Genomic DNA, 22,111 nt, shown 5'->3' on the forward strand with positions numbered 1-22,111 from the left:
CCCGCGGCCCCTCGACGTACGGTGCGTGACTCAGTGAGTCACTGGTTCAGTGACTGCAGTGTGTCCAGTGTGCGGGCACCGAAACGATCAACATACCGGCCATGCCCGGACGGCCGTCCGGAATCAAGGAGCGGCCGGCTCCTGGCGGCGCTGCGGGGCCCGACGCCACTTCTCGTGCACGAGAACCTCACACAGCCGCCAGCCGTCGGCCGTCCGCAGCAGCCCGAAGTCGTACCGGCCACCGCACAGGAAGTCGGGCTCGGTGGATCCGCCGTCCTGTCCCGCGAAGCGCATCGGGTTGACGTAGTCGGCCTGAACCCGGGCGGTGTCACCGCTGTCCTGCTCCAGCAGGCCGAAGCGCACCCGCCGGTTGACGATCAGATGCTGCCGCATGGGGAACAGTTCCATGGTCCGCGAGAGCCATGCGGCGATCTCCCCGGCGTCCCCCTCGACACCGCCGGCGGAACGGTAGTCCGCCCGTCCGTCCGGCGTGAACAGCCGCCGGTACGCCTTCCAGTCCCCGTCGTCGACCGCCACCGCGTACTCGGTGACCACCTCGTCGACCGCGAGCCGGTCCATCACCGTCGCCAGTTCCACGCGCTGCGTCATCGGCTCAGTGTTGGCCACGGGGAGGAGCGCGCCAAGGGGCGTGCAGTGATATTCACCCGGCGTGCGCTGTACGGACGTCCTGGTACGGGCCGTTCAGGAGCTTCGCGGTGAAGGCGGCCAGCTAGGCGCGGAGCTGTTCACGGAGGGCGTCATGGCGGTCGACCAGATGATCGACGAGGTCGGCGCGGACCGCCGCGAGCAGTGCGTGGGCGGCGAAGCCACTGTCGCCGAACCCGGGAAGGTCCTCCAGGACACCTCGGAGGACGTCGTGCCACCAGTCGTAGTGCCCGGCGCCGTAGGGGCTGCCGCTGCCCGCCTCCTCCAGGACGAGGGAGAGGCCCCCGGCACCGACCTGGTCATCACCGGCCCGGAGGCGCTGAGCCACGCCGAGGTCGCGGCCGTTCTCACCGAGGTGACCGGGCGTACGGTCGCTCACCTGTCGCCGGCCTACGAGGAGATGAGGGATCATCTGGCGGCTTCGATGCCGCTGGAGTACGCCGCGATGCCGGCCGGTATGGACCGCTCGAACGCGGGGGGTGCCGAGGACCGCACCACCGACACGGTCCGTCGGCTCACCGACCGCGGGCCACGCACCTTCCGCGATCACGTGCTCGCCGCGACCGGCGGTACGGGGAGGGTGCCGCCGGCGCGAGTGTCGTGACGGTGGCCCGTCATGCTCGGGCGGCCGGGGTGCTCGGGGGAGCGTGACGTTCCACCGGGGGGCGCGATTTCGGGTGCGGGCCGGTGGGGGCCGGTCGCGCAGTTCCCCGCGCCCCTCAGAAGCGGGGCTGCGCCCCGGCTTCTGCCCCGACAGGGGCTCGCCCTTCAGGAGCGCGGGGAACTGCGCGGGCAACGGGGAAGGAGTCCGGCCGCAGCACCCGCCGGGTGGGGGCGAAGGCGGCTCAACGGGGGCCGCGAGCCTTGGAGTTCACGCCGCCTCGACGATCTCTTCGCGCACCGCCGCGGCCCACTGCACGACCAGCAGCTCGTACTCGACGCGCTCCTGGGGCGAGAGGTAACCGCCCGAGCGTATCCATAACGCTCGGATCTGCTCATTCAGTACGGCCGCTGACCGCACGGAACCAGTGGTCGGAGAATTGGTGGACATGCGCATCAGCGTAAGGCCAAGGACTGACGGTGCGCTACCAGATGACTACCCATGTCGTATGTGGTTGGTCACGCCAAAACGTTTAAGGGCCACCGAGTTGGGAAAAGGGGCGGCGAGCGCGCCTCACTGCCGCTCCGCCCACGTGTGCGACCAGTCGAGCAGAGGGCCCATCGCCGTCACGAGGTCGTCGCCCAGCGGGGTGAGGTGCCAGGTCGACGCGTCCGTGGGGGCGGCGATCCCCGCCTCGCGGAGTTCGGTGAGCCGGGCGGAAAGCACGCTGGAGGACATGGCGTCACAGCGCCGCTGGAGATCGCGGAAACCGACCGGCGCGCCGCCCAGGTGGAGTTCCCAGATCACCCGGAGTGTCCAGCGGCGGCCGAGGAGGTCCAGCGCGGCCATCACGGGGCGCCCGGTGTCCGAACCGCGCACCGGCCGCCCGGGACGGGGTGTCGTGCTCAAACCCTCTCCTCCCCGGGCCGGTTGACTCACCGAACCGACAACTCGCCAGGCGGTCCTTTGCGTTCCGACTCTTGCGCTTCTAATTCAGAAGCGCAAGAGTCGGGAGGCATGAAGCAACGCATCGACGGCATCACGCCGCCCTACGATCCCGAGTCCGAGCGCGCCTTACGCCGCTGGATGCCACCCGGTGTCACCCAGGAACCCCTGATGCTCTTCAAGGTTCTGCAACGCCACCCCGACCTCGCCTCCCGCATGCGGGAACTCGGCGCGAGCCTGCTCGTGCACGGCCTGCTCCCCGACGCGGACCGCGAACTGGTGATCTTCCGGGTGGCGGCCCGCTGCGACTGCGCCTACGAGTGGGGCGCCCACGTGGTGGCGTACGCCGAGGCCGCGGACCTGAGTCCGGAGCAGGTTCCCCTGACGGTGACCGGCACCCCGGGCGACGCGGTCTGGACGCCCCGTCAGAGCGCGCTCCTGGAAGCCGTCGACCAGCTCCACGACACGGCCCGCCTCGGCGACGAGGCCTGGGCCGCGCTCCGCGACCACCTCGGCGAACAGGAGGCCCTGGAGTTCCTGGTCCTGGCGGGCTGGTACCGAACCATCGCGTACGTGCTCAACGGGCTGCAGATCGAACGCGAACCCTGGGCGGAGGCATTCCCCGCCGGGTGACCGGGCAGTGCCGGCCGTCCGGAATTTATTCGGATGCCCTTGGGAGCCGTACCCGCTACCGTCATGCACGTCCGGGTACGAAGGCAGCGGCTGCTTCTCCTCGCGAGAGAGAACGCCGCCGCCGAGTCGGACCTCCGGACACCGAGCACGAAGCCGCCCGCCACGGGGGAACCATGCGGGCGGCTTCGTTCTGTGCGAAACCTTTGTGCCTTTGTGCCTCTGTGCCTCTGTGCCTCTGTGTCGCTGTGTCGCTGTACTTCTGTACGCGGTGGGGCTCAGCCCGCCGACTCCGCCGCGTGCGGGCTCAGGGCACCCGTGGCGACCAGCACGATGATCAGGATGCCGAGCAGGATGCGGTAGTAGACGAACGGCATGAAGCTCTTGGTCGTGATGAACTTCATGAACCACGCGATGACCACGTAGCCGACCACGAAGGCGATGACCGTCGCGAAGATCGTGGGGCCCCACGAGACATGGCCGCCCTCGCTGGCGTCCTTCAGCTCGAACGCGCCGGAGGCGAGCACCGCCGGGACGGCCAGCAGGAACGAGTAGCGGGCGGCGGCCTCGCGGGTGTACCCCATGAGGAGGCCACCGCTGATGGTGGCGCCGGAGCGGGACACGCCGGGGACGAGGGCCATGGCCTGGCAGAAGCCGTAGATCAGGCCGTCCTTCACGCCCAGGTCCTTGAGCGTCTTGCGCTCGACCGCGGCCCGGTGCTTCCCGCCGGACTCGTCACGTGCCGCGAGCCGGTCGGCCACGCCCAGGATGATGCCCATCACGATCAGCGTGGTCGCGGTGATGCGCAGATCGCGGAACGGCCCCTCGATCTGGTCCTTGAGGGTGACGCCCAGTACGCCGATGGGGATCGAGCCGACGATCACGAGCCAGCCCATCTGGGCGTCGTGGTCGCTTCGCATCGCCTTGTTCACGAGCGAGCGGGACCAGGCCGAGATGATCCTGGCGATGTCCTTGCGGAAGTAGATCAGCACCGCGATCTCCGTGCCGATCTGCGTGATCGCCGTGAAGGCCGCTCCCGGGTCCTCCCAGCCGGCGAACGCCGCGGTGAGCCGCAGGTGCGCGCTGGAGGAGACGGGCAGGAACTCGGTCAGCCCCTGGACGAGTCCGAGGATGAGGGATTCAAACCAAGACATGAAGTTACGTGATCCAAGTGCTGATGGCGGGAGCGCAGCGAATGGGCGGACGGACGTGCCCTGTTGTGGTCTGCGGTGATCAGGCGCGTCCGGGGCAGCGTAGCGCCCCCGGGTGACAGCGCGACGACAGGGCCTCCCCAGTGGAGGTCGTGCGAGGTGGCGAGGGTGTTGACCCGCGACGATGCGCCGCTTACGTTTCCGCGAGAAGTGAAAGCGCTTGCTGTCGCGGGACCCTCTAGTGGTCACCGTGACGGGCAGGCGTCCGCCAGAACCGCTGTCACGTCCGATGGAGTGCTGATCCCGTCCATGCGTACTGCCCGCGACGCCCCCACCAGCAAGACGACCGAGCACACCGAGCACGAGGACACCGCACACGAGGGCACGGAGTACCGGACCGCCCCGAACGAGAGGCGGTCCGCGGTCCCGCTCGACGGCCGCCGCATCAAGGCCGCCGTCATCGGTACCGGAGCCATCGCCTCCGGCAGCCATCTGCCCGCGCTCGCCGCCCTCGCCGCCGAGGGCGAGGTGGAGATCGTCGCCGCGGTCGACATCGACGCCGACGCGGTCGAGCGCTTCTGCGCGGACGGTGGTGTCCCGAACGGCTACACCGATCTCGACCGGATGCTGGCGCAGCAGCGCCCGGACCTCGTCTCGATCTGCACCCCGCCGACCCTGCACCGCGAGCAGACCGTCGCCGCGCTGCGCGCCGGTGCCTGGGTGTGGTGCGAGAAACCGCCCGTGCCGAGCCTCGCCGACTTCGACGCCGTGGAGGCCCAGGAGGGCACCGGCGGCGGCCCGTACGCCTCCATCGTCTTCCAGCACCGCTTCGGCTCCGGCGCGCGGCACGTACGCCGCCTGATCGCCGACCGGGCCATGGGGCGTCCCCTCGTGGCCCACTGCCAGACCACCTGGTACCGCGACGCCGCCTACTACGCCGTGCCCTGGCGCGGAAAGTGGGAGACCGAGGGCGGCGGCCCCGCCATGGGCCACGGCATCCACCAGATGGACCTCCTGCTCGACCTGCTCGGACCGTGGAGCGAGGTGCGGGCCATGGCCGGACGCCTGGTGCACGACGTGCAGACGGAGGACGTCTCCACCGCCCTCGTGCGCTTCGAGAGCGGCGCCCTCGCGACCGTGGTGAACAGCGTCCTCAGCCCGGACGAGGTCAGCCGTATACGCATCGACTGCGAGCGCGCGACGGTCGAGCTGACCCATCTCTACGGGCACGGCAACGACAACTGGCGGATCACCCCGGCACCTGACGCGCGGCCCGAGGACGTGGCGGCGTGGCAGGACTTCGGCGCGGACGTGCCCAGTTCACACCTGGCCCAGCTGCGTGAGCTCGTCGCGAGCATGCGCGCGGGGGAGCGGCCACGCAGCAGCGGCGCCGACGGGCGCACCAGCCTCGAACTGATCACCGCCCTCTACAAGTCGGCGTTCACGGACACGACCGTCCGCGCCGGCGGGATCGGCCCCGGCGACCCCTACTACACGGCCCTGCACGGGGGCGCTCCCGGCTGGGCACCCGCGACACCCGCCACGCCCGAGGAGGCATCGGCATGACCGCACAAGGCGGCCCGCGCGACGGCAAGCGCGACGACCTGCCCGACAGTCTGCGCATCGTCCACACCCACGGTGACCGCATCACGGTCGTCGAACCCGCCTCCGGCGTGGAGTTGTTCAGCTATGTGTACGGTCCGGAGGCGGCCTGGGAGGCCCCGAAGCCGTATCTGCATCCGCTCAGGACACTCGCGGGCAACGTTGTCACGGACTACCGGCCCAACGACCACCGCTGGCACAAGGGCCTGCAGATGACCGCCTCGCATCTGTCGGGGGCCAACCTGTGGGGCGGCAACACATACGTGCACGGGGAGGGGTATCTCGAACTCCCCGAGCGGGTCGGGTCGATGGCGCACGTCACGTTCGACCAGGTGGAGGCGGACAGTGCCGGTGCGGGCGGCGCGGTCATCGCCGAGCGGCTCACCTGGCATCCGTACGACGGCTCGCTCTGGGCGGAGGAGGAGCGCCGCGTCGAGGTGCACGACGTGGACCCGGCGTCCGGTTCGTGGGCGCTGACCTGGACGTCCTCCGTCACCAACCGCCGGGACGAGCCCCTGCGGTTCGGCAGTCCCACGACGGCCGGGCGCGACATGGCCGGGTACACCGGCTTGTTCTGGCGCGGGCCCCGCGGCTTCCGGGACGGGCGGATCATCGGCCCCGAGGGGGAGGGGCCTGGCCTGATGGGGCGACAGGCGCCATGGCTCGCGTACTCGGCGGAGCACGATGTCGCCGACGGGCACGCCACGCTCGTCTTCGCGCACGCCCCGGAGAACGACCACGCGGGCGAAGGCGGCGCCCACCCCGCCCACTGGTTCGTCCGCAACGAACCCTTCGCGGCCGTCGCGCCCTCCTTCGCCTTCTTCGACGAGCTGGAACTCGCGCCGGGCGACACGCTCACCCGCCGCTACCGCGTCGTCGTCGCCGACGGTGTCTGGGAGCGCGAGGAGATCGCCAAGTACCTGGCGGAGCACCCGTGGTGAGGAGGGCGGAAGGCCCCGCGGAGCCGTCGGAGGGTTTCGCGGGTCTGCCCGGCGGGGTCGCCGTGTCGCATCTGTCGGTCTACGACTGGCCCGCCGACGACGGGGTGTGCGGCGGCACGCCCCATCTGCATCTGACGTGTTCGGAGGCGTACGTCGTCACCGGCGGGCGGGGCGCGGTGCAGACCCTGACGACCTCCGGGTACGAGGTCACGCCGCTCGCGCCCGGCACGGTGGCCTGGTTCACGCCCGGCACGATCCACCGGCTCGTCAACGAGGACGATCTGCGGATCACCGTCCTCATGCAGAACAGCGGACTCCCGGAGGCGGGCGACGCGGTGCTCACGCTGCCGCCGGAGCACCTGACCGACCCGCGGACCTACGCCGCCGCGACCGTCGTCCCGGCGGACGCGTCCGAGGCGGAGAAGGAGCGGGTGGCGCGGACCCGGCGCGACCTCGCCCTGGAGGGCTACCGTGCGCTGCGCGAGGCGGACGGGCCCGAGCCCCTCGCCGCGTTCCACCGGGCCGCCGCGGCCCTCGTACGACCCCGGCTCGCCGAGTGGCGCGAACGGTGGCGGCGCGGTGCCGAGGCGGCGGCAGCGGCGACGGGCGACCAGCTCGAACGGCTGGGGCGGGGGGACCTGTCCCACCTCGCGGACGCGGCTGTGCGGGCCGAACAGCCTTCTGCGCACGGGAAGTTCGGTATGTGCGGGCGGCTGGACGTGTACCGGGGGGTCTAGGCCGCCACCCCGGTACGCCACACCGGTACGCCACACCGTGCGCACTCCTCGGCTCAGACCGCCGCGGGTCCCGTCACCGTCCACCCCGGGGACTGTGGGTGGGCCATCAGGTCGTCGTGGCGGACCTTTTCGCCGCACTCCGCGCAGGTGACGACCGGGATCAGTTCGTGGCCGATGACGTGTCCGCCGGTGTGTCCACTGCCGCCGAAGTGTTCCAGCACCATGGGGCGATCGCCGTCGTTGAGATGGCGGTCGCCCCACGCCATGAGCGTGAGCAGCACCGGCTCCAGTTCCAGGCCGGCCCGGGTGGGCCGGTACTCGAAACGCGGCGGCTTGTCGCTGTAGGCGATCTTCTCCAGCAGTCCCGCGTCGACGAGCCGCTTCAGCCGGGTCGTCAGCACGTCGCGCGGCGCGCCGATGTTGCGGACCAGCTGGTCGAACCGGGTGGCGCCCAGAGACACCTCGCGCAGCACGAGCAGGGAGTACTTCTCGCCGACGAGGGCGAGCGTGCCGGCGATCGAACAGGGGCGGGCGTCCTTCATGCGATCCAGTCTACGGGGTGGGTTGGTTCTTCCAACTTACTCGGTTACCGTGGAGTCACCTAGTGAGTTCGGAATTCAAACCCACCGACTTCGAAGCAGTTCCGAAGTTGTCTCCGGAACTGTCTCCCAGGAAGCCAGACCATGCGTGACGCAGTCATCGTCGAAGCCGTACGCACCCCGATCGGCAAAGGCAGGCCGAACGGTTCGCTCGCCCACGTCCATCCCGTGGAACTCCTCGCCCACACCCTCCGTACGCTCGTCGAACGGTCCGGTGTCGACCCCGCGCTCATCGACGACGTGATCGGCGGGACCGTCGACCAGGTCGGCGAACAGGCCATGAACACCACCCGGTACGCCGTCCTGTCCGCAGGCTTCCCCGAGTCGGTGCCCGCGACCACGGTGGACCGCCAGTGCGGTTCCTCCCAGCAGGCCGTGCACTTCGCGGCGCAGGGCGTCATCTCGGGGGCGTACGACCTGGTCGTGGCCTGCGGGGTGGAGTCGATGAGCCGGGTGCCGATGTGGTCGAACGTGCCGGAGGGCAAGGACCCCTTCGGGCCCGGCGTCGCCCAGCGGTATCCCGAGGGCCTCGTCCCGCAGGGCATCAGCGCCGAGCTGATCGCGGCGAAGTGGTCGGTCTCGCGCGAGCAGATGGACGCCTTCGCGGTGGAGTCCCACCGCAGGGCCGCGGCGGCGTGGGAGGGCGGGCTGTTCGACGCCGAGGTCGCGCCCCTGGACGGGGTGACGCGCGACGAGTGCGTGCGGCCCGGTAGCTCCGTGGAGGTTCTGGCCGGGCTCAGGCCGGCCTACTACGACCCGAACTTCGGGGAGCGCTTCCCGCAGATCGACTGGAACGTGACCGCGGGCAACGCCAGCCCGGTCAACGACGGTGCCTCGGCCGTGCTCATCACGTCCAGCGAGACAGCGGCCCGTCTCGGCCTTCGGCCACTGGCCCGGCTGCACAGCTTCGCCGTCACCGGGTCCGATCCGCTGCTGATGCTCACGGGCGTCGTACCCGCCACCGAGAAGGTGCTGCGCAAGGCCTCGCTGACCCTCGACGACATCGACCTCTTCGAGGTCAACGAGGCCTTCTCCAGCGTTGTCCTCGCCTGGCGGCAGGAGACGGGTGCCGACCTCTCCAAGGTCAACGTCCATGGCGGTGCGATCGCGATCGGGCATCCGCTCGGCGCGAGCGGTACGCGGTTGACGACCACGCTCGTCCACGCGATGCGGGTTCGCGGGGCCCGGTATGCGCTGCAGACGATGTGCGAGGCGGGGGGTCTCGCGAACGCGATGGTGCTGGAAGGGATGTAGCCCCGGGCCTCGGTGATGTGTCGGGTGCGGGTTGCCTGTGGCCGGCCGCGCAGTTCCCCGCGCCCCTGAGAAGCGGGGCTGCGCCCCTGCTTCTCATCTTTCAGGGGCACGTTTCAGTGGGCCCGCAGGTGGTGGCGCTTGCGCCAGGCCACTATCGCGCCGGCCAGCGCCGGGAGGGCGATGAAAGCCATCGCGATCAGGAACGCCGGGGATGTCGGCGCGGAGGCGCGGGCGCCCGCGACGGCGTACGCGGCGGTGTTGGGAATCGATCCCAGGCCCGTCGCGAGGAGGAAGGGGAACCACCCCATCCGCGACACGGACGCGCAGTAGTTCGCGGCCCAGAACGGCACCCCGGGGAACAGCCGCGCGGCCATCATCGAGCGGAACCCGTGCCGGCTGAGCTGCCCGTCCGCGGCCTGCAGCCAGCGACCGCGCAGCAGGGGCCGCAGCGCGTCCTGCCCGAGCATCCGGCCGAGTCCGAAGGCGAGCCCGGCCCCGAGGACCGTACCCGCGAGCGCGGCCCCGAGCCCCAGCTGCGAGCCGAAGAGGGCACCCGCTCCGAGGTTGAGGATCGGCCGGGGTACGAACGCCACCGTGCACAGCCCGTACGCGGCCGCGAAGACCAGGGCCGCCGCGGCACCGGTCAGCTGGGGCGGCCAGCCGTCGGCGAGCAGTCTCTGTGGCTCGAACAGCAGCACCGCCCCGGCGGCCGAAAGCAGCAGCGCGATCAGCAGGGAGAGCCGGGCCCACGGCGAGAACAGCGCTCTCGTGACGCGGGCGGCCAGGCCTGTCGGCGCGGCGGTGAACTCGACGGGGACGAGTTCCGTTGCGGAAAGCGGGGGAGTGACCGTGGCGGTGCCCCCAGAGCGGGTGGTGGCATCGAGCATCCGGTGACACTAACTGACCCATGTGTGTGTTCGCCGTATGGTTCGTCTCATGGGCGTCACAGCTGCCGGAACGTCGGACGGCCCTCCGGGGCCGCCGCACAGCGCTCTCGCGGACACATTGCTGGAGCGGCTGACCGTCTCCTACCCCGCCTCGGCCGATCCGGAACGGGCCCCGACGGCACGCGCGTACATGAAGGACATCGCCCCTTTCCTCGGTCTGACCACGCCTGATCGCCGCGCGCTCTCCCGGACGGTGCTGCGGGGAACGCCCGTGCCGGACGAGGCCGACTGCACGGCGGTGGCGTTGCGCTGCCGGCGGCTGCCGGAGCGCGAGTACCAGTACTTCGCCGTCGACTGTCTGCGCCGGCATGTGAGGCGTCTCTCGTCCGGGTTCCTGCCCGTGGCCCGTCATCTCGTCTCGACGGTCCCCTGGTGGGACACCGTCGACCCGCTCGCCGCCCATGTGGTCGGCGGCCTCGTCGCGGCCGACCCGGAGCTGCGGGCGGAGATGGACGAATGGATCGAGGACGACGACCTGTGGGTCGCCCGTACCGCTCTCCTCCACCAAATCCGGTACAAGGAGGCCACCGACAGCGAGCGCCTCTTCGCGTACTGCGTCCGCCGCTCCGGTCATCCCGACTTCTTCGTCCGGAAGGCGATCGGCTGGAGTCTGCGCGAGTACGCCAAGACGGATCCGGACGCGGTGGGGGAGTTCGTCGCCCGCGAGCGGGACCGGCTCTCGCCGCTCTCCGTGCGCGAGGCACTCAAGAACATCAGCGACGTCAGCACCACCAACACCACCAACACCACCAGCACTGTCAGCCTCTGACGTACCAGGGGAAACGCCTGTAACCGCGCGGTCGGAGCGTGCGGAAAACCATTCGACGCGGCCCGGTCCGTCGGCGATGATCGCCTCATGTTCCGGTACGCCTTCCCTCACGCAGCATCCGCGGTCGCGGATGCCACGAAGGCTGCCGTCCTCATCACCGTGGCCGCCGCGGCAGGCGCCCGAAGCTGACCCTTCCCGGATCGTCCGGCGGACCCCGCAGGGGGAGGGTCGGCAAGGTCTGGGGGTCCCCGTTCCGGCCGTTCCAGACGCCGGGGCCATCACTCAGCTCCGCTGAAACCGAAGAGGCTTCGAGGTACAGCCATGCCCAAGACGGCTTACGTGCGCACCAAACCGCATCTCAACATCGGCACCATGGGTCATGTCGACCACGGCAAGACCACCCTGACCGCCGCCATCACCAAGGTCCTCGCCAAGCGCGGCTCCGGCACCTACGTACCGTTCGACCGGATCGACCGGGCGCCGGAGGAGGCCGCGCGCGGCATCACCATCAACATCGCGCACGTCGAGTACGAGACCGACACCCGCCACTACGCGCACGTGGACATGCCGGGCCACGCCGACTACGTCAAGAACATGGTCACGGGCGCCGCCCAGCTCGACGGGGCGATCCTCGTGGTCTCCGCGCTCGACGGGATCATGCCCCAGACCGCCGAACACGTGCTGCTGGCCCGGCAGGTGGGCGTCGACCACATCGTCGTCGCCCTGAACAAGTCGGATGCCGTCGACGAGGGCGAGGACACCGTACTCACCGACCTCGTGGAACTGGAGGTCCGCGAGCTGCTGACCTCGCACGGCTACGGGGGCGACTCCGTACCGGTCGTACGGGTCTCCGGACTCAGGGCGCTTGAGGGCGACCCGCGGTGGACCGAGGCGATCGGCGCGCTGCTGGACGCCGTGGACACGTACGTACCCATGCCCGAGCGGTACGTGGACGCGCCGTTCCTGTTGCCGGTGGAGAACGTGCTCACCATCACCGGCCGCGGCACGGTCGTCACGGGGGCCGTCGAGCGCGGCACGATCAGGGTGGGCGACCGCGTCGAAGTGCTCGGTGCCGCCGTGGACACGGTGGTCACCGGTCTGGAGACGTTCGGCAAGCCCATGGACGAGGCGCAGGCCGGCGACAGCGTGGCGCTGCTGCTGCGCGGTGTCCCGCGCGACGCCGTGCGCCGCGGGCACATCGTCGCGGCGCCCGGCAGCGTCGTCCCCAGCCGTCGCTTCTCGGCGCGGGTGTACGTCCTGTCGGCGGGCGAGGGCGGACGGACGACGCCGCTGTCCACCGGTTACCGGCCGCAGTTCTACATCCGTACCGCGGACGTCGTCGGCGACGTCGACCTCGGGGAGGGCGTGGTCGCGCGGCCCGGCGACACCGTCACCATGACGGTCGAGCTGGGGCGTGAGGTGCCGCTGGAGCCGGGGCTCGGCTTCGCGATCCGTGAGGGTGGCCGAACGGTCGGCGCCGGCACGGTGACCGCCGTCGGCTGAACCGTCCGCGCCCGCCGGGCGGATGCCCGCCTTCCGTACGGAGGGTGGGCGGGTGCCCGCGCGGCACCGGCACAATGGTCGCGTGGACGAGCCGATACCCGTGACCAGGACCGTGGATCACGGGACCGCCAAGCTGATGCCGGACATCGACCGGAACCGGGCCTGGCTGCTGACGGTCGACGGGGCGCCCCAGTCGTACGTCGACCTCGACGAACCGACGTACCTGGAGTTCGAGTACGCGCGACGGCTCGGGCACGTCCTCGACACGGTCGCCGAACCGGGGCTCCCGCTGGACGCGCTCCACCTCGGCGGCGGCGCGCTCACCCTGCCCCGCTATCTCGCCGCCACCCGGCCGGGGTCCCGGCAGGACGTGGTGGAGGCCGACAGCGGGCTCCTGGACCTCGTCGTCGAGCATCTGCCCGTCCCCGAGGACGCGGGCATCGCGCTGCACGGCGCGGACGCCCGCGCCTGGCTCGAAAACGCCCCCGCCGCCTCGGCCGACGTGCTGGTCGCCGACGTCTTCGGCGGCTCCCGGGTACCGGCGCACCTGACCTCGGTGGCGTACGCGCGGGAGACGGCGCGCGTGCTGCGGGGCGAGGGCGTGTACCTGGCCAACCTCGCCGACGCCTCGCCCTTCGCCTTCCTGCGCTCCCAGCTCGCCACGTTCGCCACCGTGTTCGAGGAGCTGGCCCTGATCGCTGAGCCGGGGGTGCTGCGCGGTCGCCGCTTCGGGAACGCGGTGCTCGTCGCCTCGCACCGGCCGCTCGACACGGCCACCCTCATGCGCCGCACGGCCTCCGACGCCTTTCCGGCGCGCGTCGAACACGGGGACATGCTGCGGGCCTTCACCGGGGACGCGAAGCCCGTACGGGACGAGGACGCGGTCCCGTCGCCGGAGCCGCCGACCGGGGCGTTCAGCGTCGGCTGATCGGCTGATCGGCTGATCGGCTGATCCGCTGCCCTGCTGATCGTCGGACAGGCAGGCAGGCAGGCAGACGGGCGGACGGGTGGACGGGTGGACGGGGCGCGGCTCAGTTCTCGGAGTGGGCCGGGCTCGCCGGCTCCCTCCGCGCCGGGATCCCCTGTGTCACTTCCTTCGTGCGCCGCGTCAGATTGCGTACGTCGGGCACGAAGAGCACCGCCGCCGTCACCACGACGACCAGGACCGCGCAGCCCCACAGGGCCGCCGGACGTCCGAAGACGGACTCGGCAGGGCCCGCGAGGGCGGTGGCGAGCGGGACCATGGCGATCGAGCCGAACCAGTCGTACGCCGAGACGCGGGAGAGCTTGTCCTCCGGGATCTCCTGGTGCAGCGCGGTCATCCAGGAGACGCCGAACACCTCGATGGCCACGCCGGTCACGAACATCACCGCGCACAGGGCGCCGACCGGGAACGGGACGGCGAGCGCGGCGGACGGCAGGGCGAGCGGGAACACGCAGAGCGTGCCGGCGAGGAGCAGTCTGCGGGGTTTCCAGCGCATCATCAGCAGCGCGCCCCCGACGGTGCCCGCGCCGAACGCGGCGAGGGCCAGGCCCCACGGACCGGCGCCCCCGAGGCTGTCCCGGGCGACCAGGGGGCCGTACACCGCCTCGGCGGCGCCGACGACGGCGACCACGACCGAGAACTGCGCGACGATCGCCCACAGCCAGGGCCGCCCGACGACCTCCCGCCAGCCGTCCCGGAGATCGGTGAGCAGGCCGGTGCCCGGCACCCGGGGCGGTATGTGCCCGACGTCGAGGAAGGCCCGCAGGGCGCCCGCGACCGCGAAGGCCAGCGCGTCCACGGCGAGCACCCAGCCCGGCCCGACCAGCGCGACCATGACACCGCCGAGCGCGGCGCCGCCGAGGCCGGCCCCGTGCATCGCGAGGCGGAAGACGGCGAAGGCGCGGTTGGCCTGCTTGCCACTGACGGAGGAGAGCAGCATGCCCTCGGCGGCCGGTGCGAAGAACGCCTGGCCGGTGCCGCCGAGCGCGGTGAGCAGCATCATCTGCCAGAGCTGCGGCTCACCGGCGATCACGAGGACCGCGAAGGCCGCCTGGGAGAGGCAGTTGAGGGTGTTGGCCGCGACCATCACGTGGTGCCGGGGCAGGCGGTCCGCGACCGCGCCGCCGATCAGCAGGAAGAGGACGAGGGGCAGGGTGCGGGCCGCCGCCACCAGGCCCACGTCGCCGCCGTCGCCGCCCTCGTCCAGGACGGCGAACGCCGCCGCGATCAACGCACCCGCGCTGCCCAGGCTCGTCACGACCGCGGCGGCGGTCAGCAGGGTGTAGTTGCGACCCGCCCAGGAAGGGCGGCGCAGTACGGCGGAGGAGTCGGCGGAGGGTTTCACCTGGCGACTATCTCCGCCGACGGGCCGACTTGCCAAACGCATTGTCGGCCTGTTCCGCGCCGCTTCCCGCGTGGTCCCGCTCCGCCCCGCCGCGCACTTCGGCGGGCGGGGCGAATGGTTCCTGCCGCGGTACCGGCCGTCCCGCCGCCGCGTCAGCCGTCCGTCGGGGCGTCCTTGGTGAGACGCACCGTGCTCAGGATCTTCTGGACGGTCGCCTCGGGGATCTCGTCGTCGACACCCTTGGCACCGAACAGGTTCCAGGTGACGTAGTCGCCCGCGCTGTTCTTGAACGCGAAGGTGATGGCCTTGCCCTCGCTGTCACACTTCTCGTTCTGCGGCGTGTTGCTGGAGTGGGCGTTGGCGACGCTGCCCTTGAGGCCCGACTTCGTCGTGTAGGCCTTCGCCTTGTCCCACTTCACGCTCTTCTTGTCGGGCTGCGTGTAGCCACCGAAGATCCACCACGGTACGCGGGTCTCGGCCGCCTCGGACGCGTCCTTGGCGCCGTTCTCGCCGCGCGTTCCCGCGGTGACCAGCGCCGTGTCCTCCTCGCGGCCGTCCTTGTCGCTGTCGCTGGTGCACCACTTGGACTTGAGGTAGGCGGGGGCGGTGACCGTGGTGCGGTCGGTCTTGCCCTTCTCCTCCCACTCGAAGCCGACGCTCGTGTCGGTGCTCTCGATCTCCCACTCGGCGGGCACGTCGAACATCGTGCCGAAGCGCGGGTTGATGACGACCTTCCAGCCCGCGACCGTCGGTTTCTCGGCATCCGTGCCGCGCGGGTTGTCCTCACCGCTGGACGCGGACGCGCTCGGGTCCTTGGGCGCGCTCGACGACGGCCGCTTCGCCTTGCCGTCCTTGTCGCCGCCGGCCTCGTCGTCCTTGTCGCCGCCCAGGACCAGCACGCCCGTGACACCGGCCGCGACGACGACGGCCACGGCGGCCACGATCGCGACGACCTTCGTCCTGTTCCCGCCGCCGCCCTCCGGGGGCTGCGGCGCACCGGGCACGGTCCCGCCGGGCTGCCCCGGCTGCGTGTACGGGTTCTGCGGCTGAGGTCCGGTCTGGTACCCGGGCTGCTGATATCCGGGCTGCTGATACGGATTCGGCTGCTGGTACCCCGGCTGCTGGTACGGATTCTGGTTCTGGTTCTGGTCCTGCGGGTTCTGCTCGCCCCCGGGCGGCTGATTTCCTGGCCACATGGCCGGTAACACTAGTGCCGCACGGGACACGGTGGGGTCACTGCCCCTCATCAGGCGCGTACCGGATCTTCCGCGAGATCTTCCGCGAGGGCGGGCGGCCTGTGTTCGAGATCCCGTCCAGGAGTCTGTTCAAGGTTCGCTACTCGTGGGTAACGTGCGGCCATGAGCGCAGATCAGATGTCCATCGGCGAGATGCTCGCCGCCACCGTGCCGATGGTGCGGACCCTGAAACTGGAGTATCTCGAAACCACTCCGGAAAGGGCCGTGCTCGCGCTGCCCGACCAGAGCGAGTACCACAATCACGTGGGCGGGCCCCATGCCGGGGCGATGTTCACCCTGGGGGAGTCGGCGAGCGGGGCGGTCGTGCTGGCCGCGTTCGGGGACCAGCTCGCGCGGGCCGTGCCGCTGCCCGTGACCGCCGAGATCGCGTTCAAGAAGCTGGCGAGGGGCCCTGTCACGGCCACCGCCACCCTGGGACGGCCCGCCGCCGACGTCGTCGCCGAACTCGACGCCGGCCGGCGCCCGGAGTTCCCGGTGGCCGTCGCCATCCGGCGGGAGGACGGCGCCGTCACCGGCGAGATGACGGTCGTCTGGACGCTGCGCCCCAACGGCTGAGGCCGTCGCGCGGGCCGTCCACCCACCCGACGGGCCTCTTCCGTGCTCGGGTACGGACGGCTCGTGCGCCCGTTTCTGAGGGGTTTTTGATGGCTCACTGACGATTGCTTGAGGGGTGCGGCCTGATGAGAATGACAGCGAAGCTCGCCGTGACCGCGAACGGTTCGCCGCGACACCTCCGAAGGACCACCCCGAAAGGACGACGATGTCCAGCACCCTTTCAGGACCCCGTACCTGGCTGTCCGTGCACGACTGCGACCTCGACGGATTCCGTGCACTGGTCGAGCGGGGCACCGATGCGGCCGACTACCCGTACGCCGCCGCCGTCGAGCGGAACGTCCTGCTGTACGACAGCGAGAGCCTGCGCGCCGAGGTGCGGACGCCCGAGGGCCGACGCGACGTGCAGACGGAACTGGTCCGGGCGCTCGCCGACGGGCCCGGCATCGTGGTGTTCAAGGGCGCTTTCCCCGACCGGGGGGTCCTCGACCGGGCGACCGCCGCCTTCGACGCCCTGATCGCCGAGCAGCGCGCCTCGGGGGCCGTCGCCGGCGACCACTTCGCGAAGCCGGGCGCGAACGACCGCATCTGGAACGCGCTGGAGAAGGCGGGCCTGCTCGACCCGGAGGCGTTCGCCGACTACTACGCCAACGACGTCCTCGCCCTGGTCTCCCTGGCCTGGCTCGGCCCCGGCTACCAGGTCACCTCACAGGTCAACGTCGTGAACCCCGGCGGCGCCGCGCAGACCGTGCACCGCGACTACCACCTGGGCTTCCTGAGCGACGAGGTCGCCGCCGAGTACCCCGCGCACGTGCACCGTCTCTCCCCGGTGCTGACGCTCCAGGGGGCGGTCGCCCACTGCGACATGCCCGTCGAGTCCGGTCCGACGATGTACCTGCCGCATTCGCAGAAGTACGAGCCCGGCTATCTGGCCTGGCGGCTGCCGGAGTTCCACGAGTACTTCGAGGCGCACCACGTGCAACTGCCGCTGGCCGCGGGGGACGCGGTGTTCTTCAACCCCGCGCTCTTCCATGCCGCCGGACACAACACGTCGGCGGACATCCGGCGCATGGCCAATCTGCTGCAGGTGTCCTCCGCCTTCGGGCGGGCCATGGAGAGTGTCGACCGTGAGGCCCTGTCGAACGCCGTCTATCCGGTGCTGCTCGCTCGCGCGGCGGCGGGGGCGGGTCGGGAGTGGCTGGACGCGGTGGTGGCGTCCAGCGCGGAGGGGTATCCCTTTCCGACCGACCTGGACTCCGACCCGCCTGTCGGCGGGCTGGCGCCGGCGTCTCAGGCGGACCTTGTTCGTCTTGCCCTGCGGGAGGGGTGGGAGGCGGGGCGTCTGCGTGACGCTTTGCGGGGGGCGGGAGGGCGCGTCCGCTGACGTGGGGTGGGTTGTTGCGCTTGCCTGCGGGGTGGTTGCGCCGTTCCCCGCGCCCCTGAAGACCAGAAGATTGCGCCGTTCCCCGCGCCCCTTAAAGACTGCGCCGTTCCCCGCGCCCCTGAGGACCGAAAGACTGCGCCGTTCCCCGCGCCCCCGAAGGCAAGGGCGGAAGACTGTGCCGTTCCCCGCGCCCCTGGAGGGTGTGGGGTGTCTCCGGGGGTCAGGTGTAGAACGGTGGGCGTTCTGCGAGGTCGACCTCTATGCGGCCGCCCTCCTTCTGGGCGCGGACCCCCGCCTCGCAGACCGCTGCCGTGGCGTAGCCGTCCCAGGCGCTGGGGCCTGTGACCTCGCCGCGGCGGGTGGCGTCCACCCAGACCTGCATCTGGCGGTCGTACGCGTCCTCGAAGCGCTCCGTGAAGTCCTGGGCGATGGTGCCGCCCCAGCGGCCCGCCATGTTGGTGACCAGGGAGTGCCCGTCACCGATCCGGGCCGTGCCGCGCTCGCAGACCACCTCGGCCTGCACCTGGTAGCCGAAGCCGCAGTTGACGTTGATCTCGACGTCCACGATCGCGCCGCCGGCGGTCTCGAAGAGGACCAGCTGCGGGTCCTGCAGACCCTCGGGCGCGTTGCCCGACGGTGTCGGCCTCAGCACGGTGACCGCGGTGATCTCCTGGCCGAGCAGCCAGCGGGTGATGTCCATCTCGTGCACGACGGAGTCGTTGATGAGCATCTCGCTGGTGAACCCGGGCGGGGTCGCCACATTGCGGTGCCGGTTGTGCAGCATCAGCGGCCGGCCCAACTGGCCGGTTTCCAGTAGCGACTTGAGCTTCACGTACTCGGCGTCGTACCGGCGCATGAAGCCCACCTGCACCCTGCGGTGCCCGAGCTTCTGCTCGGCTTCCAGGACGCGCAGCGCCGACGCCGAGCCGGGCGTGAGGGGCTTCTCGCACAGGACCGGCAGGTCGTACTCGAACGCGGTGAGCAGGGCCGCCTCGTGGGCGGTGCCCGGGGAGGCGATCAGTACGGCGTCGACGCCGTCCGCGGCCATCGCGGCGGCCGGGTCGGTGTGGGCGGAGCAGCCCGCGATGCCGTCGGCGATGCGTTTGACCCGTTCCGCGTCGACGTCCGCGACCGCGACCACGCGGGCCCCGCTGGTCACCTCGTGGAGCCGGCGCACATGGTCGGCCCCCATCCTGCCGGTGCCGATGACGGCCACGCCGAGCGCGCCCGCCATCAGGACTTCCCCTTCGATGCCGCGAGGGGTGCCTTTAGGTCGTGCTCCTCGGGGAGCCCTTCGACGTCCACGCCGCGCACCTGGGCCAGCTCATGCTTGAGGGCGGCGAGTTCGGCGCCCCCGGCCATGTGGTTGGTGAGCTCTTCGAGGGTCACCTCGGCGCGGGAGGCGGAGAGTTCCATGGTGCCCAGGCGCAGGACGCTGAAGTGGTCGCCGACCATGTAGGCGTGGTGCGGGTTGTGGGTGATGAAGATGACGCCGAGTCCCCGGTCGCGGGCTGCGGCGATGTACTTGAGCACCACGCCCGACTGCTTGACACCCAGGGCGGCGGTGGGCTCGTCCAGGATGAGGACGCGGGCGCCGAAGTAGACGGCGCGGGCGATGGCCACGGACTGGCGCTGGCCGCCGGAGAGGGTGCCGATCGGCTGGTCGAGGTCGTCCAGGACGATGCCCATGGCCCGCAGTTCGGTGTCCGCGGTCTGCTTCATCGCCGCGATGTCCAGGCGGCGGACGGGCCAGGGCCCCTTGGTCATCTCGGAGCCGAGGAAGAAGTTCCGCCACACCGGCATCAACGGCACGGTGGCCAGGTCCTGGTAGACGGTGGCGATGCCCTTGTCGAGGGCCTCACGCGGGGTGCTCAGGTGCACCGCCTCGCCGTCGATGAGGAACTCGCCCTCGGTGTGCTGGTGCAGCCCGGAGATGATTTTGATCAGGGTGGACTTGCCGGCGCCGTTGTCGCCCAGCACGCAGGTGACCTGGCCGGCGTGGACGGACAGGTCCACGCCGTGCAGGGCGCGGACGTTGCCGTACGCCTTCCCTGCCCCGCGCAGCCGCACGATCGGCTGTGCGTCCTCGGGCGCGTCCTGGACAGCGGTGGCGTCGTCGCTGGAGGTGGTGTTGTCGGTCATGGGTTACCTCCGGGTTGCCTGGCGGCGGACCCACAGATTGACGAGGGCGGCGAGCAGGAGCATGACGCCGAGGAAGGCCTTGAACCAGTCGGGGTTCCAGTTGGCGTAGACGATGCCCTGGGAGACCATGCCGAAGATGAACGCGCCGATGACGGCGCCGATCGCGGAGCCGTAGCCGCCGGTGAGCAGGCAGCCGCCGATGACCGCGGCGATGATGTACAGGAACTCGTTGCCCACGCCCTCGCCGGACTGGACGGTGTTGAACGAGAACAGGATGTGCATACCGACGAACCAGGCACCGGCGCCGACACCCATGAACAGGGCGATCTTGGTGAAGGTGACCGGCACGCCGACCGCGCGGGCGCTCTCCTGGCTGCCGCCGGTGGCGAAGATCCAGTTGCCGAACTTGGTGCGCAGCAGCAGCCAGGTCGCGACGGCGGCGAGGATCAGCCAGTAGAAGACGGTTATCTTCACGTCGACGCCGCCGATGCCTATCTCGGAGGCGAAGACGCTCTTGGCCTGGTCGAAACCGTCCATGTCGCTGATGGAGTCGGTGGCGACGTTCGAGGTGAAGAGCTTGGTGACGGCGAGGTTCGCGCCCTGGAGGATCAGGAACGAGCCGAGGGTGATGAGGAACGACGGCAGTCCGGTGCGTACCAGCAGGTAGCCGTTGAACGCGCCGATCGCGAGGGCCACCACCAGGGCGACGACCACGCCGGTCCACACGTTCATGGACAGCTGGAAGCTCCACATGCTGGCGGTCAGCGCGGAGGTGGTGACCGCGACACCGGCGGAGAGGTCGAACTCGCCGCCGATCATCAGCAGGGCGACCGGGAGGGCCATGATGCCCATCACGGAGGCCTCGTAGAGCACGTTGGCCAGCGAGCTCGGCTCGCGGAAGGGCGAGGCGACCGCGAAGAAGAAGATGTACACGGCGATCGCCGCGATGAGGGCGCCGATCTCCGGACGGGCCGCCAGGCGGCGGGCCAGGGACCGTTCCGAGGTCCGGCCGTCCTTGGGGGCGGCCGGCGAAGCCGGCGGCGAGGAACTCGCCGCCGGTGCCGTTGCCTGGGTCATGGGTGTCACCGAGTGCCCTTCGAGGCGAACTTGGCTATGTCGTCCACGTTGTCCTTGTCGACGAACGCCGGGCCGGTGAGCACGGGCTCCTGGCCGCCTCCGCTGAAGTTGCCGTTGGTCTTGTAGAGCCACAGGGAGTCCACCGACAGGTAGCCCTGCAGGTACGGCTGCTGGTCGACCGCGAACTCGATGTCGCCGCTCTTGACGGCGTCGACCATCTCCTTGTTGAGGTCGAAGGTCGCCACCTTCGCCTTGCTGCCCGCGTCGTCCACGGACTGCACGGCGGTCAGGGCGAACGGGGCGCCGAGCGTGACCACGTAGTCGATCGACGTGTCCTGCTTGAGCTTGGCGTTGATCGTCGACTTCACGGACGGCATGTTCGTGCCGTTCACGTTGAGGGTCGTGGTCTTCCCCTTGAACGTCTTCTTGAGACCGGCGCAGCGCGCCTCCAGGGAGACGCTGCCCTGCTCGTGGATGACGCAGATGTTGTTCTTGGAGCCGAGCGCGTTGAGCTTCTCGCCGAAGGCCTCACCGGCGACGAACTCGTCCTGGCCGAAGTAGGACAGAAGACCCTGCTCCTTCCAGTCGTCGATGCCTCCGTTGAGGCCGACGACGGGGATGCCGGCCTTCTCGGCCTTGGCGACGACGTCCTTCATGGCGTCGGGCTTGGAGAGGGTGAGCGCGATGCCGTCGACCTTCTGGTCGATCGCGTTCTGGACGAGGTTGGCCTGCTTGGCCGAGTCCGGGTTGTTCGAGTAGACCAGCTCGACGTTGTCCTTGGCGGCGGCGGTCTCCGCTCCCTTGCGGACGAGGTCCCAGAAGGTGTCACCAGCGGCCGCGTGGGTGATCATCGCGATCTTCATACGGGGGGTGTCGGCCTTGCCGGCCGACGCGTTGCCCGAGTCCTCCTCGGCCTTCTTGCCTCCCGAGCCGCTGGAGCAACCGGTGACTATCAGTGCCGCCGCGGCGGCCGCGGCGACGAGGGCGATTCTGCGTGAACGGGGGCGAGACGTGCGGTCCATCTT

The 22,111-nt window shown here is 70.6% G+C and carries 23 protein-coding genes; 11 read left to right on the forward strand and 12 right to left on the reverse strand.

The genetic code is table 11. The features are described 5' to 3' along the window. Nucleotides 1-123: 123 nt before the first annotated feature. Nucleotides 124-609 carry a nuclear transport factor 2 family protein gene (locus tag ACIOKD_RS22095; protein WP_402086527.1) on the reverse strand — a complete coding sequence of 162 codons (486 nt, stop codon included), beginning with the start codon at nt 607-609 and terminating at the stop codon, nt 124-126. A gap of 61 nt (nt 610-670) precedes the next feature. Here ACIOKD_RS22095 and ACIOKD_RS22100 point away from each other — a divergent pair, with 61 nt between their 5' ends. Continuing rightward, nucleotides 671-1,270 (forward strand): hypothetical protein, encoded by a 600-nt coding sequence (locus ACIOKD_RS22100; RefSeq protein WP_402086530.1) that lies wholly within the window; start codon nt 671-673, stop codon nt 1,268-1,270. A 267-nt stretch (nt 1,271-1,537) separates the two neighbouring features. Here ACIOKD_RS22100 and ACIOKD_RS22105 read toward each other — a convergent pair whose 3' ends face one another. After that, the gene (locus ACIOKD_RS22105) at nt 1,538-1,717 is read right to left on the reverse strand and encodes a hypothetical protein (RefSeq protein ID WP_402086532.1); all 180 of its coding nucleotides are present in this window, start codon (nt 1,715-1,717) and stop codon (nt 1,538-1,540) included. 123 nt (nt 1,718-1,840) lie between these two features. Continuing rightward, entirely contained in the window at nt 1,841-2,116 is a 276-nt protein-coding gene (locus ACIOKD_RS22110; RefSeq protein WP_402087015.1) for a winged helix-turn-helix transcriptional regulator, read from the reverse strand. 168 nt (nt 2,117-2,284) lie between these two features. Between ACIOKD_RS22110 and ACIOKD_RS22115 the strand changes: the two genes are divergently transcribed. Next, on the forward strand, nt 2,285-2,845 hold the full coding sequence (locus tag ACIOKD_RS22115; RefSeq protein WP_402086535.1) for a carboxymuconolactone decarboxylase family protein: 561 nt from the start codon (nt 2,285-2,287) through the stop codon (nt 2,843-2,845). Nucleotides 2,846-3,120: 275 nt separating this feature from the next. On the opposite strand, the gene ACIOKD_RS22120 is transcribed toward ACIOKD_RS22115, so the two are convergent. Then, on the reverse strand, nt 3,121-3,996 hold the full coding sequence (locus tag ACIOKD_RS22120) for an undecaprenyl-diphosphate phosphatase (protein ID WP_402086538.1): 876 nt from the start codon (nt 3,994-3,996) through the stop codon (nt 3,121-3,123). Between the two features lie 306 nt (nt 3,997-4,302). On the opposite strand from ACIOKD_RS22120, the gene ACIOKD_RS22125 reads away from it, so the two are divergent. The 3 genes from ACIOKD_RS22125 to ACIOKD_RS22135 are packed head-to-tail and all read left to right on the forward strand — an operon-like array spanning nt 4,303 to nt 7,273. Then, nucleotides 4,303-5,559 (forward strand): Gfo/Idh/MocA family protein, encoded by a 1,257-nt coding sequence (locus tag ACIOKD_RS22125; protein ID WP_402086542.1) that lies wholly within the window; start codon nt 4,303-4,305, stop codon nt 5,557-5,559. Continuing rightward, complete coding sequence (locus tag ACIOKD_RS22130; protein ID WP_402086545.1) at nt 5,556-6,536, forward strand: PmoA family protein; 981 nt, start codon at nt 5,556-5,558, stop codon at nt 6,534-6,536. Before ACIOKD_RS22125 ends, ACIOKD_RS22130 begins: the two co-directional genes overlap by 4 nt. After that, a complete protein-coding gene (locus ACIOKD_RS22135; RefSeq protein ID WP_402086547.1) occupies nt 6,530-7,273 on the forward strand; it encodes a cupin domain-containing protein in 744 nt (247 codons plus the stop codon). Before ACIOKD_RS22130 ends, ACIOKD_RS22135 begins: the two co-directional genes overlap by 7 nt. A 53-nt stretch (nt 7,274-7,326) precedes the next feature. On the opposite strand, the gene ACIOKD_RS22140 is transcribed toward ACIOKD_RS22135, so the two are convergent. Then, the gene (locus ACIOKD_RS22140) at nt 7,327-7,815 is read right to left on the reverse strand and encodes a winged helix-turn-helix transcriptional regulator (protein WP_402086550.1); all 489 of its coding nucleotides are present in this window, start codon (nt 7,813-7,815) and stop codon (nt 7,327-7,329) included. Between the two features lie 141 nt (nt 7,816-7,956). Between ACIOKD_RS22140 and ACIOKD_RS22145 the strand changes: the two genes are divergently transcribed. Next, a complete protein-coding gene (locus ACIOKD_RS22145) occupies nt 7,957-9,126 on the forward strand; it encodes a thiolase family protein (protein WP_402086553.1) in 1,170 nt (389 codons plus the stop codon). A gap of 113 nt (nt 9,127-9,239) precedes the next feature. Here ACIOKD_RS22145 and ACIOKD_RS22150 read toward each other — a convergent pair whose 3' ends face one another. Next, a complete protein-coding gene (locus tag ACIOKD_RS22150; protein ID WP_402086556.1) occupies nt 9,240-10,013 on the reverse strand; it encodes a TVP38/TMEM64 family protein in 774 nt (257 codons plus the stop codon). Nucleotides 10,014-10,062: 49 nt separating this feature from the next. Between ACIOKD_RS22150 and ACIOKD_RS22155 the strand changes: the two genes are divergently transcribed. The 3 genes from ACIOKD_RS22155 to ACIOKD_RS22165 all read left to right on the forward strand — a co-directional run bounded on the left by ACIOKD_RS22155 (nt 10,063) and on the right by ACIOKD_RS22165 (nt 13,273). Continuing rightward, a complete protein-coding gene (locus ACIOKD_RS22155) occupies nt 10,063-10,842 on the forward strand; it encodes a DNA alkylation repair protein (RefSeq protein ID WP_402086559.1) in 780 nt (259 codons plus the stop codon). Between the two features lie 321 nt (nt 10,843-11,163). After that, entirely contained in the window at nt 11,164-12,345 is a 1,182-nt protein-coding gene (tuf, locus tag ACIOKD_RS22160; RefSeq protein WP_402086562.1) for an elongation factor Tu, read from the forward strand. A gap of 82 nt (nt 12,346-12,427) precedes the next feature. Continuing rightward, on the forward strand, nt 12,428-13,273 hold the full coding sequence (locus ACIOKD_RS22165; RefSeq protein ID WP_402086565.1) for a spermidine synthase: 846 nt from the start codon (nt 12,428-12,430) through the stop codon (nt 13,271-13,273). Between the two features lie 103 nt (nt 13,274-13,376). Here the strand turns inward: ACIOKD_RS22165 and ACIOKD_RS22170 are convergent, their stop codons facing one another. Together ACIOKD_RS22170 and ACIOKD_RS22175 are read right to left on the reverse strand one after the other, a co-directional pair. Next, nucleotides 13,377-14,711, reverse strand: coding sequence for an MFS transporter (locus ACIOKD_RS22170; RefSeq protein ID WP_402087017.1), 1,335 nt, complete (start codon nt 14,709-14,711; stop codon nt 13,377-13,379). 116 nt (nt 14,712-14,827) lie between these two features. After that, a complete protein-coding gene (locus tag ACIOKD_RS22175) occupies nt 14,828-15,871 on the reverse strand; it encodes a hypothetical protein (protein WP_402086567.1) in 1,044 nt (347 codons plus the stop codon). 177 nt (nt 15,872-16,048) lie between these two features. On the opposite strand from ACIOKD_RS22175, the gene ACIOKD_RS22180 reads away from it, so the two are divergent. Then, nucleotides 16,049-16,486 carry a DUF4442 domain-containing protein gene (locus ACIOKD_RS22180; RefSeq protein ID WP_402087021.1) on the forward strand — a complete coding sequence of 146 codons (438 nt, stop codon included), beginning with the start codon at nt 16,049-16,051 and terminating at the stop codon, nt 16,484-16,486. 205 nt (nt 16,487-16,691) lie between these two features. Beyond that, nucleotides 16,692-17,867 carry a phytanoyl-CoA dioxygenase family protein gene (locus ACIOKD_RS22185; RefSeq protein WP_402086568.1) on the forward strand — a complete coding sequence of 392 codons (1,176 nt, stop codon included), beginning with the start codon at nt 16,692-16,694 and terminating at the stop codon, nt 17,865-17,867. Nucleotides 17,868-18,087: 220 nt separating this feature from the next. Here ACIOKD_RS22185 and ACIOKD_RS22190 read toward each other — a convergent pair whose 3' ends face one another. From ACIOKD_RS22190 to ACIOKD_RS22205, 4 genes are read right to left on the reverse strand one after another with little or no spacing between them, the layout of a single operon-like run. Then, on the reverse strand, nt 18,088-19,101 hold the full coding sequence (locus ACIOKD_RS22190) for a Gfo/Idh/MocA family protein (RefSeq protein WP_402086570.1): 1,014 nt from the start codon (nt 19,099-19,101) through the stop codon (nt 18,088-18,090). Then, the gene (locus ACIOKD_RS22195; protein WP_402086573.1) at nt 19,101-20,009 is read right to left on the reverse strand and encodes an ATP-binding cassette domain-containing protein; all 909 of its coding nucleotides are present in this window, start codon (nt 20,007-20,009) and stop codon (nt 19,101-19,103) included. The genes ACIOKD_RS22190 and ACIOKD_RS22195 overlap by 1 nt, the downstream gene beginning before the upstream one ends. A 3-nt stretch (nt 20,010-20,012) precedes the next feature. Further along, nucleotides 20,013-21,086, reverse strand: coding sequence for an ABC transporter permease (locus ACIOKD_RS22200; RefSeq protein ID WP_402086575.1), 1,074 nt, complete (start codon nt 21,084-21,086; stop codon nt 20,013-20,015). Between the two features lie 5 nt (nt 21,087-21,091). Further along, nucleotides 21,092-22,108, reverse strand: a complete 1,017-nt coding sequence (locus ACIOKD_RS22205) for a sugar ABC transporter substrate-binding protein (RefSeq protein ID WP_402086577.1) — start codon at nt 22,106-22,108, stop codon at nt 21,092-21,094. Between the last annotated feature and the right edge of the window lie 3 nt (nt 22,109-22,111).

It is taken from the genome of Streptomyces sp. NPDC087844 (assembly GCF_044742785.1).
Classification (GTDB): domain Bacteria; phylum Actinomycetota; class Actinomycetes; order Streptomycetales; family Streptomycetaceae; genus Streptomyces.